The following is a 12,512-nucleotide window of genomic DNA, read 5'->3' as shown; positions in this document are numbered from 1 at the left end:
TTTTATCAAACAGAATATGAAAAATACTTCAAAGAATACCCACAAAGATAAAATAGGATTCCAAAAGCTTATTGCCATATTTGGAGTGATCCTTTTTGTCGGAAAGATTATTGCCTGGAAACTGACGAACTCTGATGCCGTATTCTCAGATGCGATGGAAAGTATCGTAAACGTCATCAGTGCTTTTATGGGACTTTACTCTCTTCATCTGGCAGCAAAACCTAAGGACGAGGACCACCCTTATGGCCACGGAAAAGTTGAATTTGTTACCTCCGGTATTGAAGGAGCCCTGATCGCTATTGCAGGTCTTATGATCATTTATGAGGGTATTCACAGTCTGATTGTCGGAAAAACGTTAAGCAAAATTGATCTTGGGATCTGGATCATCACCGCCACCGCTGTTATCAATTATCTTCTGGGATATATTTCCATTAAAAAAGGAGAACGGGAAAACTCATTAGTTCTTATTTCATCCGGAAAACACCTTCAGTCGGATACCATTACCACCCTTGGTGTGGTGGGCAGTTTAATTATAGTGTATTTTACCAAGATTTATTGGCTGGATTCTGTTGTAGCCTTAGTATTTGGGCTTTATATCATATTTGTAGGATACAAAATCGTCCGGAAATCTCTAAGTGGCATTATGGATGAGCAGGATCCTGAAATCTTACATCAGGTGATCAGGATTCTTGAAGAAAACAGAAGAACCGAATGGATCGACGTACACAATATGAAAATCCAGCAATTCGGGTCTTCACTTCATATTGATGCCCATATCACCTTACCATGGTACTACAGCCTTAGGGATGCCCATAATGAAATGGAAAAGGTCATACTTCTTCTCGCCAAAAATATAAAACGTACAATAGAATTCAATTTTCATATGGATGACTGCAAACCCGTTTCATGTACCGTTTGCCAGATCAAGGAATGCCCTGTCCGCGAAAGGGATTTTATCAAACGTGTAGAATGGACAGCCGAGAATGTAACAAGTGTAGAAAAACACTGCGCAGAATAAACAAAAAACGGGAAGGTAGAGCCCTTAGCTTTCTTTCCCTTTTTCCATCATCTGTTTTCTATAATAAAACATCGGAACAATCAACAGGATAATCAAAGGTTGAATCACAAACCTTCGCATATAAAAAGAAAAAAGGTAACCTATCTGAAACCGGTCATCAATACAGTACAGGTAAATCGGAAACGCAATAGCAAAAACGATCACCATCATCACTACACCCTGGAATGTCCATTGTTTGTTTTTAAAAAGGCCATAGATAATCAGGCAGGAAAAAAGCAGGTTTAAACCAAACCTGAAAAGATGCCCTGCTACTAATCTGCTCCACTCAAATGGCGGAAATTCTATATTTTTATTGGCTTCGTGAAAATAACCAAGAAAAGGATCATAAAAGAGCTGATCCTCCAGAATCCTTACCCCCACAAGCCCGCAAACCCCTGCCACAACCAGGAACCAGTTAAGCATTTTCATGTCGCAAAGCAAAGAATTTAATCCAGACTAACCAGAGCACCACCACCGTTCCGTAAATAATCGCAGGAAAAATAAAATCGTGGAACATTTTTCCATATTCTTTATAATCGGACATCACAATATTCAACCCTGCAATTCTCAGGAGGTTCATTACATACAGTAAAAGCAGCCCCACTCCTACAAACAAAAACGTCTTGCTTCCCTTATAAAAGGCAAAGACAAAAGACACAAATAAAATGATGACAGAAATCGCATTACATCCTTCCACCATTCGGGTTACATAATCATTCTTGACATAAAACCATACCTGCTCATTCTTGACATCATCATACAGCTCTGTAGGATATCCTACCTTATTCTGTACACTGGTGACCTGATCTGCAATTAATCTTGAAAAAGGATCGAGCCCACCGGCTTTACTGGTATTCAGATAAAACTGATACGCAAAGAGCAACACCAGATAGATGATGATGAAACGCAGTAAAATTCCTAAAACCGGCTTAAAGTCCTTTAACATGTTACAAATATAAAAATTCGGCTGCAAACAAAACTGATTTTGAGCGAAGAAAGAGAAATTTTAAATCACAAAAAAGGGAAGGCCAAATCTGAAACAGCAGTTGAATGAGCTCAAAACCTATTTCATGCACTGCAGAAATTTCTGTTGCGGTTTGCAGTTTAACATGAGAAACATTATTACCCAACTCATGTTAAATTACTATATTTGTTTTCATATTATGACTTCTGAAAACGCAAAACGATTTTTCGAAAACCGTCTGGGAAAAAAATCTTCCGAATTCGTGACATTGGCTCAAAGCGGCTCTGCTAGAGTGAATTTTCTGGCTACTGCAGGCAATGAAAAATACATCATTACATACAATGAAAACCTTGCAGAAAACGAAACTTTCCTCTACTATTCCAGCCTGTTTTCTGATCTGCAACTCAATACTCCGGCTATTCTGGAGGTATCCGAAGACCGGACAACCTATATACAGGAATTTTTAGGGAACCACACCCTTTCAGAAATAATTACAAAAGAAGGTCTGTCATCTCACACAAAATCTCTGGTACAACAAACCTTGGAAAAACTTTATCAGCTGCAGGTTCAAACACAAGGGAAAATAGATTTCTCAAAGACGTTTGAGTACGAAAGCTATGATGAGCTCCCCGTGATCCATGACCTTTATTATTTTAAAAACTTTGTGGCTGACGTTCTGGAACTGGAGTACAACAAATCAAAACTGCTCAAAGAATTCAAACATATTGCTGCTCTTATCGAAGGCCTGCAGCCTACAGGAATTATGATTCGTGACTTCCAGGCCAGAAATATTATGGTGAATGAAAATAATGAAGTCTCATTCATCGATTATCAGTCTGCCATGAAAGGGCCATTGATGTATGATGTGATTTCTTTTCTTTTTCAGGCTAAAGCAGATTTCCCTGAAGATTTTAAAAATGAAATGCTGGAATCCTACATTCAGCAGTTTGATGACCAGGAAGTTAAAATTCAACTATATCATTCGGTGAGGCCTATACAGATGATGAGATTTTTGCAGGTACTCGGAGCCTATGGTTTCAGAGGTCTTATTCAAAGAAAGCAACATTTCATGGCAAGTCTGAAAAAAGGAATCCAAAACATCACAGGGTTTGCTGCTGCATGGGACCAGATGAAAAATTATCCCGAGCTTGAAAAGGTTATTCAACAGCTTACCTCTGAAAAGGCAACCTTAAAAATTGAAGAAATATTAAATTTCAACCATTAGGTTTTTTAATCATGTTAAGATCTAAGGATTACAATACCGTAATGGTTTTAAAAAATAAAAAGAAGAAAATGCTACACATCGACATCCACAGTTTTTCATACAAGAAAGGAGGAATTCCCAAAGACCAGTCAGGAAACGGCGGAGGGTTTGCCTTCGACTGCAGAGGAATCTTAAACCCCGGAAGAATAGAAGAATATAAAAGCCAGACCGGAAATGATATCGGAGTTCAGGAATACCTTGAAACTCAAACTGAAATGCCTAAATTTCTGGAACTCGTAAAATCAATTATTTCCATCAATATTGAAGACTATCTGGCCAGAGGGTTTGAAAACCTTCAGATCAACTTCGGATGTACAGGCGGGCAACACAGGTCTGTATACTCTGCAATAAAAATTGCAGAATTCATTAAAGAAAAATACCCTGAAGGAACGGAAGTTACCCTCAGTCATGACGAACAACCACAACTTAATATCAAGTAATCAGTAATAAGCAACAGGCGATTCAAGATCACCCGTTATAGCCATTATTTATACTATTATGAAAGCTCTTATTTTTGCAGCAGGAAAAGGTACAAGGCTTAAGCCCTTTACAGACCATCATCCTAAGGCTCTGGCTAAGGTAAATGAGATTCCGCTTTTGGAAAGGAATATCAATTATCTGAAAAGTTTCGGAATTACAGATTTTGTGATCAACATTCATCACTTTGGCGATCAGATAGTTGATTTTTTACATAAAAATAATAATTTCGGCTGTAAGATTGAAATCTCCGATGAGACCGGTGAATTGCTGGAAACAGGAGGCGGCTTGATTTTTGCTAGAAAATTTCTCGATCATGGAGAAGATTTCCTGATCATGAACGCTGATATTTTAACCAATATAAACATCAATACGTTGGTAGAATATCATAAAAAGATAAAAGATTTTGCTACTTTAGCAGTTTCGGACCGTGATAGTTCGAGAAAACTTCTTTTCAATGATGACATGGTTTTAAGAGGTTGGCTGAATGTACAGACAGGAGAACAAAGGCTTGCAGAATTCAACAAAGGATTCAGGGCACTTGCTTTCAGTGGCGTTCACTGTATCAATCCTGTCATCTTTGAAAAAATTAAAAGAACAGGCAAATTTTCTGTTATGGAAGAATATCTGGATCTGATGCAGACCGAGCATATTCACGGTTTTGTACACGACAGTATTTTGATCGATGTCGGAAGACCGGAATCTGTAATAGAAGCCGAAAAATATTTTAAATAATTTGTGCAATGGAACTTGATGGAACTAGGGATGAAAGTTTAGTAAATCCGGAACTTGACGTTAACGAAACAAAATTACATAACAGCTTCAGACAAAAAACCTGGGATGAAACCATCACCAAGGATAGTTGGATGGTATTCAAGATAATGGCTGAATTTGTAGATGGCTATGAAAAACTCGCTAAGATCGGACCTTGTGTTTCTATCTTTGGATCCGCACGTCTGAAACCGGAGAATAAATACTACGAAATGGCTGTAGAAATAGCCGAAAAAATCACCAAATTAGGCTTCGGAATCATTACCGGCGGCGGTCCCGGAATCATGGAAGCCGGCAACAAAGGAGCATTCAATGCTAAAGGCAGATCTATCGGATTGAATATTGATCTTCCTTTTGAACAGCATTTTAATCCTTATATCAACAAGTCTTATTCCATGAACTTTGATTACTTTTTCGTAAGAAAAGTAATGTTTGTAAAATATTCTCAAGGTTTCATAGTGATGCCCGGGGGATTTGGGACCTTAGATGAGCTGACGGAAGCTCTTACCCTGATTCAGACCAATAAAATAGGTAAATTTCCAATTGTATTGGTAGGAAGCGAATTTTGGGGCGGATTATTGGAATGGTTCAAAGCAACACTCTTAAGAGACGGGATGATTGCAGAAGATGATCTTGATCTTTACAGAGTGGTAGACACTGCAGATGAGGCAGTAGCGCATATTAAAGCATTTTATGATAAATATTCTGTGAATGTTAATTTTTAATTGGCATATTATTTGTGACCTATAACTAGCAAGTATGATTGTAAATCTATTAATTAAGATGAAAAAACTTTTATATATATCAGGAATTTTAACATTTTTTGTGTTAATGAGTTTTATGTATGTAGACTTTTTCTCTTCAATGACCAAGGTGGATTATATTGATGGAAGCAAAACATTGAAGTTTACCACAAAAATGAATACAAGCCATATCTCTGATGCTATTAAAATCAATCCGAATACTGCCGGATTCGAAGCAGAAGTGAAAAAATATGTGAACAATAATTTTGATGTATTTGTCAATGGTGCTCCCAAAACAATAACTTTCACAGGAAGCCAGGTAAGCGGAGAAACTGTATGGGTATATTTCGAAACCGGAGGTGTTTCGGATATCAGTACCTTAAAGATTAAAAACACGATCCTCCTAAGCGCTTTTCCTAAGCAGATCAATCTGGTAAATATTGCCTATAAAGGCAGCCAGAAAACAATGAACTTCCAAAGAGGAAAAGAGGTGAATGAAGTATCTTTCTAAACGAAATTAGATTTACTCCATTATAAATGGGTACCCTGAAAAGTAAAGCTTTTCGGGGTATTTTTTTATAAAACAAAAACATATCACCATAAAGAGATTAATTAAGTATAAATACCTAGCTCTCAATTTCAGCATTTATACTCTTGGGCAGATATGGGTGTCATTATAAATTTGTGATGTAATTACAACTCAACAGTGAAGCCGTATCACCTATAATCACGGGGCGGAATCTGAAAAGCCAAATGAGTAGGAAAAAACCAAACGAAAATAATAATAACATGGACACATCACAATTATCATCAAGCCAGGTCATCGACATTATGGTCGTTATCGACACAGATTATGTAAAAGACTACATGAAAAAAGAAATCTTTCTCCCAGTACAAAAAGTGACAACCCGGTACCTATTGACCACATCGCCAAATATATGATCGTCCCAAGTGGAAACGCTCTTTTGGGCCAGGCAACAGGAGATTTAAATCTAAAAGCAAGAAACGGAGACAGGGTATCCTTCAGGGGAAGTTCAATTTATCAGAATTCGGATGACGCAGTCATTATCTACGGTTTTCAAAAGTATTCGGGAGATGAAATATTTAATGGTAACCCCATGTATTACGATGTTGTAGACAGAAAACTGGCTGCTGTACCGGATCATACAAAAAAGACGGGCTTCCCGCTATACCTGCCAATGTCAATTTTTACAGCTATGATGCTACGATAGGACGCACAGGAATAGGAAATTATACTCTTAACTTTGCTTTGTATACTTTAGACCCCAATAACAGCGACAGGCAGATACTTTACAGCTATTGCTGCTGGGATCCGACGATTACAGTTGAATAAACAGATAGTATTAAACCACTGCGGATGTGCGGTGGTTTTGTTATAGTTTATATTGATAAGAACAATATAAAAAAGGCCGTCTTTTTCAAGACGGCCTGTATATTATTAAATAGCAGGTCAATTATTGAACCTGAATATTATCTAACTGTATTGAAGTCGTTACACCTGCAGAAGATCCGGAGTACTCAAACAGGATAAATCCATTACCCGTTACACTCGCAGGAATGTTATAAGTTCCCGCAGGAGTTAATGTTCCATAACCTCCCGTTGGTGCTTGTGGAATCGTAAACGCAGAAGTAATATCTACCTTAGTAGCCGTTGTGATATCTCCAAGGGGTGTATAGTTTGTTGTATAGTATACTTTTAAAGCATTACCATTCCAGAACCCAACATTTACATCAAATTTCAATGTATTAGCATCTGTAAAGTTTACCGGTACCGCAAAATAAGTTAAGTAGCTTCCGGAACCTGAATTTGCTCCCAGCTGAATATATTTATTACCGCTGAACGTTTTTAACTGCCAGTATCTGTTTCCTAATACAGCATCATTTACATACTTAGGATAGATCTCAAGGTTGGCCGGTGATGCAGGATAGCTTTCAAAGTTTTCAAGGAAAGATCCTGAATAAACAATATCAGTACCTCCTTTAGGCGGAGTTGCATCTACTCTGTTTCCTTTAAAATTAATATCTTTTGTATTTCTGATAAGCATCTGCCATGTGGTATTGTAACGGCTTACTACAAAAGTAATATCTCCGTTACCTGTTGGCAATAAGGAAGCACCTTCAGAGAAAAACCCTGAATTTCTTAACGTAGCAGAACCTCCTGTCCCATCTTCCAAACCTCTGTCTGTATCTACACCCGCTCCTCCTACGTAATCAATAAATGTCTTGTTTACAGGATAGATATCACTGATTGCAAACTGAGAGTTGGGAACCTTAACCAAAGTATTGATATATTGATCACTCTTAGCTGCATTAAGGTTTGGCAATTCAACTGGCTTAATAGAAACGACTTCAAGCCCATTTCCATTACAAACTCCAGCTACATATCTGCTAAGCAAAGAAGCCGGAACCCTTCCAATTGAATATGTAGGATCTACAGAACCGATTTTCACAGTTCCTCTGTCAAGACCTAGTCTTAGTCCTTTTGCATTAATTCTGATATGTGCACCTACAGGGAAATCTGCGTAGTTACTTGATTTATCAACCTCGATCTGAAGACCTGCAGTAGGGTTTTCAGCTTTATCCTGGAAAGAGATGGTTTTATAGAAATTTCCGTTTTCGTCTGAAGAAATTACGTACCCGTCAAAGATCTGATCTGTGGTAATCAGTTTATATCCTGTCGCAGGAGCCTGAGCTTTAAAGTCTGCAAGGGAGATATTGGGAGCAGCAAACTTATTCTCACATTTAATAGGTGGAGTGTCCCATTCGTCTTTTTGTACACAAGAAGTAAGAGCAATTACAGCGAATGCAATTCCTGTTACCGGACTTAAGTATTTCTTTATGTTCATTTTGATATTTTTTTAATTAAAGTAGTTAATAAACTGATTATTAGAATCTGAATTGTAGGTTTACGAAATAAGATCTTCCCTGAGTATACCAGTATTTTGGAGCGAATAAAGTAGTTTCTCTACCTAGGTCCTGAGAATAGTCAGGGTATTTAGCGCTTCTTGTCTGCTCAAACCCTCCGGTAATATACTTTTTGTTGTCAAGAACGTTATTTACTGTTGCGGAAAGCAATACGTAGTACTTACCAATCACCCATGATTTACCTGCATTCACGTTAAAGAAGAAAGATGAAGGTAATTTATTAGGTTGTAAAACTCTTCTTAGCTCAGATTCCGTTAAACCATAATAAGGAGTAGAAGTATTGTCATTCTGTACAAATGATTCCGTCCTTACTAATGCAGCAGGATCCAGATAATTATCATCAAAATAATTCCAGTTTCCACCTACCCACCAGTATTTAGGGTTATTGTAACGGAATCCTAATGAAAATGCCTGTTGAGGAGTTCCTCCCTGACGGTAATTTTTAATATAAGCTTTCCCCACACTTGTATAAGGAAGTCCGTTACCAAAAACACCTACAGCATCCGAAGCAAAATAAGTCGTTGGATCATTTCTATAGGTATACTGCCCTATACTTGCTAGACCTTGTACCGATAATGTAGGTAATACTTTTACATCAACACCCATTTCTAATCCCATATTTCTCTTCTTCACATCCGTCATGATCTGAGAAACGAAGGCACTCTGAACATTGGTCATGTTTCCGTCTGCATCCACACCATTCAACTTAAGACCATCCGCAAAGAATCTCTGAACAGTAGTTTCATTACTCGTATCAATCAAATAACCTGTTAATCTCATTTTTAAGAAAGGGGTAGCAATAACATAACTAAGGTCATTAGCATTAACCACCATACTTCTTATTCCCGGAGCTACAGAGCCGTTCACTCTAGGATTTACAAATAAATCCTCCAGGTAAGGAGCCTGATTGTAGTAAGCACCGTTGTAAACAAAGAAGTTTCTTCCGTTTAGCTTATAAATAAGCTGCCCTTTAAGACCAAAATTCCAGTAATTATAGTCTGCGCCTTTCCCGAAAGAATCTTTATATAAGTAGTGTTGGAACAATCCTTCTCTGCTGGAAGATGAATATCCTGCCATTGCAGAAACAAATACATCAAACTTTCCGGTTGAGAATTTTAATCCCGGGTTTACTTTCACTTCCTGTCTTCTGAAAATGTAATCGTATCCCATTTTATCTCCAACCCTTTTCGTTACACCATTTTCACCATCATTGAATAATCCTGATTTTCCAGGCTGATTCGTAGCGGCAAACGGATCCCTGTTCAAAACAAAATCTGCTCCTAACAAATCATTTACTTCTCTGTATTGCTCAGAATAATAATTTTGGTAAGATACATTGAATAAAAACTTGGTTGTATCAGTAAAGTTATGTACGAAGTGTGTTGCGGCATTCCAGATTCTATCGTCGCTTACATCATTTACCATATAATATAAAGCTCTTTTACCTGTCTGCCCATAATATGATCCTACAGCTTGTGACATATTTCTTCTGTATAATCTGTCCCAATCCAGCTGGGTAACTTTTGGATCTCCTGACTGCCATGCTGACAATGCAGTTCTGTAAGCATCTTGCGAAGTGGTTACTGAACCATCAGCATTGATAACTGAAGCATTAGGATCTAAAGAATCATAGTAGCTTGGTAAGTTTCTGTAGTATGTCGGAGATGGATTCTGAACGTTCTGCCAGTCTAAACGGGAACCTTTGTCTTTTCCAAACTGATAGGAAAGCGATGTCCAAAGACTGGATTTTTTATTGATTTTCCAGAAGTCCTGGATTTGAAAAATCGGCTGGAAGCCTTTTCTCACCCTTTCACTTCTTTGTTCGCCATTCTGGTATCCCCAGTATGAATTATAATGTACACCTCTGTAATCATACACTTCCTGAGTACTCGGGCTTGCAGTAGATCTTCTGTAAGGAGCACCAATAAAGTTGAACGTCACAGTATGATTATCACTAAGTTTTTTCTCAATACCAAGGTACGCTCCGTAAGCATCATAGAAAGTTCCTTCCTGGATTCCTTCTTCGGCCCATCTTCTCGTTCCCATTACAGTAAATGCCCATCCTTTCTTACTCATTCCCGAAGAATAACGTAAAGAAGTCCTGTTTCTGTAATTTCTGTTTGTTAAAGATTGGGTAAACTGGAATCCTTTTCTATACTCACTGGCCTTTGTATTTTTATAAACAACTGAGCTGTTTCCCCCAAATGTGTACTCGGAGGGTGAATGGTTGGACGAAATTTCAGGATATCTTGTAATTTCATTAAGCCCACCCCAGTTATTGAAGTCAACATTACCATTATCAGATTTCACCATAGAAACCCCGTTTAGCATGTTTTCACCGGTTCTTCCGTCGATTCCTCTCGGACGGAACCAGTAAAATCCCAGATCAAACGCGGCAATTCTGCTAAAAATGTCCTGAGACGACTGAAGCAAACCAACAGTTGAAGCCTGTCCACTGCTATTGCTATCATCATCATCATTGTCTATAATCGCCAGACCTTGATCAGCGCTTGTAAGAGCAGAATAAAGGGTAATAACTCCTAAATCCTTTCTTTTCTCATCAGCTACGTCAAACTCCATCAACTTAGTTTCGAAGTTTGGTTTCGTAATCACAATTTGGTAATGGCCCGGCTGAAGATCTACAAACTGGAAGTATCCAATTTTGTCAGCCGTTACATCATTTTCGCTCCCTTTTAAATCTACTTGTGCCCTTTCAACAGGCTTTCCATCTGCATCTTTAAGATACGCAGACACGGTGGTCTGTGCAAAATAATAGGAAGCAGGCAGTAAAGTAAATAAAGAGACTAATGATAGTTTTTTAATCATGAGTATATTATTTTTTTTAATACTTTTCTTCTTAATTCTCAACAGTTTAAAAGTTGGGGGCACAAATTTAGTCAAAATTTGCAATTAACAACTTTTTTGACATTATTTTTTCTTAACATTGCAAGCTTTTATGAATCATTAAGTAAAAGTATTATATTTATGCTGTTTTAAATTTACAAATATTTAAAATTGAATGAATTAAAAAGAAGTAAATTTGTCGTTTTAATAATTTTAAATACTCTAGAGGATGAAGAGATTTATGAGTTTTATGGCCATCATTTTTTCAATTATGGCTTTTGCGCAACAGGGAAAACTTAGAAAAGTGGCTACTGTTGGCTTTTTGAATGTAGAAAACCTTTGGGACACAATTCGCTCTGCAGATTATATTGACGGAACTAAAGATATCAAAAACCCGGCTTTCCATAGAAGTATTCCAATCGATTCCGTTAATTTTCTGGATGTGGAAAAATACGACGGTCCTTGGAGTGATGGAGCCTTAAAGGGGAAAAAAGTTGTCAGATACCAAAGTGGCTCAGAAGAATTCACTCCAAAAAGTGCTAAGAATTACGGTTCTAAAATATATAAAGCAAAATTAGCGAATGAAGCCAAAGTAATTTCTGAAATGGGAGCGCAATATACCAAAACGGCTCCTGCCGTGGTCGGTCTGATTGAAGTTGAGAACAGGCAGGTTATTGAAGATCTTATCAACGAGCCTGCCCTGAAAAAATATGATTACGGAATTATTCATTACAATTCATATGACTACAGAGGTATCGATGTTGCATTAATCTATCAGAAAAGACGATTCACCCCGAGCAATTCATTAAAAAAGGAATTGAAAATTTTTGGTGGTGACGGAAGAAGAGAATACACCAGAGATATTTTGGTAGTAACCGGATTTTTAGATAATGAAAAAGTTGCTTTTTTTATGAACCACTGGCCTTCGAGAAGAGGAGGCGAAGCGGTATCTTTACCTAAAAGAAATGCTGCTGCGGCTTTATTAAAACAACAAATGGACAGTGTGAGAGCAGTAGATCCTTCAACAAAACTCTTCGCAATGGGGGATTTCAATGATGATCCCGTAAGCTCAAGTTTAAAAAATTATCTGAAAGCTCAGGCTAATTCAAAAGATTTAAGTGAAGAAACTCCATACCTTAATTTAATGTACCCTTTATATAAAAAAGGAGTTGCTTCTCTAGCGTATCAGGATGCGCCGAACTTATTTGACCAGATCATTGTTTCAAAAAACCTCGTTTCAGAGCAGGTAACAAAAGAATATTCCGTTTATAAAACTGAAATATTTGCTCCGGCATACCTTGTAAACAAAGAAGGAAATTATAAAGGATATCCTTTCAGGTCCTGGAACGGAGATCAGTTTACAGGAGGCTACAGTGACCACTTTCCGGCATTTGTAGTCCTCCAGAAAGAACCATAAAAATTAAGCACTCGCATAGAGTGCTTTTT

Annotated in this window: 13 protein-coding genes; 9 read left to right on the top strand and 4 right to left on the bottom strand. The window is 37.6% G+C overall.

Annotated elements, in window-relative coordinates; translation table 11 throughout:
- The first annotated feature begins 16 nt into the window (after nt 1-16).
- Complete coding sequence (locus tag H3Z85_08915) at nt 17-1,018, top strand: cation transporter (protein ID QPQ53424.1); 1,002 nt, start codon at nt 17-19, stop codon at nt 1,016-1,018.
- Nucleotides 1,019-1,042: 24 nt separating this feature from the next.
- On the opposite strand, the gene H3Z85_08910 is transcribed toward H3Z85_08915, so the two are convergent.
- A complete protein-coding gene (locus H3Z85_08910; GenBank protein ID QPQ53423.1) occupies nt 1,043-1,486 on the bottom strand; it encodes an exosortase F system-associated protein in 444 nt (147 codons plus the stop codon).
- Nucleotides 1,473-2,003 (bottom strand): exosortase family protein XrtF, encoded by a 531-nt coding sequence (xrtF, locus tag H3Z85_08905; GenBank protein ID QPQ53422.1) that lies wholly within the window; start codon nt 2,001-2,003, stop codon nt 1,473-1,475. The genes H3Z85_08910 and xrtF overlap by 14 nt, the downstream gene beginning before the upstream one ends.
- A 217-nt stretch (nt 2,004-2,220) precedes the next feature.
- Between xrtF and H3Z85_08900 the strand changes: the two genes are divergently transcribed.
- From H3Z85_08900 to H3Z85_08870, 7 genes are all read left to right on the top strand, one after another.
- The gene (locus H3Z85_08900; protein ID QPQ53421.1) at nt 2,221-3,246 is read left to right on the top strand and encodes a phosphotransferase; all 1,026 of its coding nucleotides are present in this window, start codon (nt 2,221-2,223) and stop codon (nt 3,244-3,246) included.
- Between the two features lie 41 nt (nt 3,247-3,287).
- Entirely contained in the window at nt 3,288-3,725 is a 438-nt protein-coding gene (locus H3Z85_08895; GenBank protein QPQ53867.1) for an ATP-binding protein, read from the top strand.
- A 58-nt stretch (nt 3,726-3,783) separates the two neighbouring features.
- Complete coding sequence (locus H3Z85_08890; GenBank protein ID QPQ53420.1) at nt 3,784-4,497, top strand: nucleotidyltransferase family protein; 714 nt, start codon at nt 3,784-3,786, stop codon at nt 4,495-4,497.
- Between the two features lie 8 nt (nt 4,498-4,505).
- Nucleotides 4,506-5,258: a TIGR00730 family Rossman fold protein gene (locus H3Z85_08885; GenBank protein ID QPQ53419.1), complete on the top strand. Its 753-nt coding sequence runs from the start codon at nt 4,506-4,508 to the stop codon at nt 5,256-5,258.
- A gap of 58 nt (nt 5,259-5,316) precedes the next feature.
- Nucleotides 5,317-5,787 (top strand): M penetrans family 1 protein, encoded by a 471-nt coding sequence (locus tag H3Z85_08880; GenBank protein QPQ53418.1) that lies wholly within the window; start codon nt 5,317-5,319, stop codon nt 5,785-5,787.
- A gap of 286 nt (nt 5,788-6,073) precedes the next feature.
- The gene (locus tag H3Z85_08875) at nt 6,074-6,508 is read left to right on the top strand and encodes a hypothetical protein (protein ID QPQ53866.1); all 435 of its coding nucleotides are present in this window, start codon (nt 6,074-6,076) and stop codon (nt 6,506-6,508) included.
- On the top strand, nt 6,466-6,630 hold the full coding sequence (locus H3Z85_08870) for a hypothetical protein (protein QPQ53865.1): 165 nt from the start codon (nt 6,466-6,468) through the stop codon (nt 6,628-6,630). The genes H3Z85_08875 and H3Z85_08870 overlap by 43 nt, the downstream gene beginning before the upstream one ends.
- Nucleotides 6,631-6,751: 121 nt before the next feature.
- Here the strand turns inward: H3Z85_08870 and H3Z85_08865 are convergent, their stop codons facing one another.
- Together H3Z85_08865 and H3Z85_08860 are read right to left on the bottom strand one after the other, a co-directional pair.
- Nucleotides 6,752-8,143 (bottom strand): hypothetical protein, encoded by a 1,392-nt coding sequence (locus tag H3Z85_08865; GenBank protein ID QPQ53417.1) that lies wholly within the window; start codon nt 8,141-8,143, stop codon nt 6,752-6,754.
- A 40-nt stretch (nt 8,144-8,183) separates the two neighbouring features.
- Nucleotides 8,184-11,048, bottom strand: coding sequence for a carboxypeptidase regulatory-like domain-containing protein (locus H3Z85_08860; GenBank protein QPQ53416.1), 2,865 nt, complete (start codon nt 11,046-11,048; stop codon nt 8,184-8,186).
- A 247-nt stretch (nt 11,049-11,295) separates the two neighbouring features.
- On the opposite strand from H3Z85_08860, the gene H3Z85_08855 reads away from it, so the two are divergent.
- Complete coding sequence (locus H3Z85_08855; protein QPQ53415.1) at nt 11,296-12,483, top strand: endonuclease; 1,188 nt, start codon at nt 11,296-11,298, stop codon at nt 12,481-12,483.
- The last annotated feature ends 29 nt before the right edge of the window (nt 12,484-12,512 follow it).

The organism is Chryseobacterium indologenes, assembly GCA_016025055.1.
GTDB classification, from domain to species: domain Bacteria; phylum Bacteroidota; class Bacteroidia; order Flavobacteriales; family Weeksellaceae; genus Chryseobacterium; species Chryseobacterium indologenes.
Note: the sequence above shows the minus strand (reverse complement) of the source record. Positions and strands in the feature narration are given on the sequence as shown.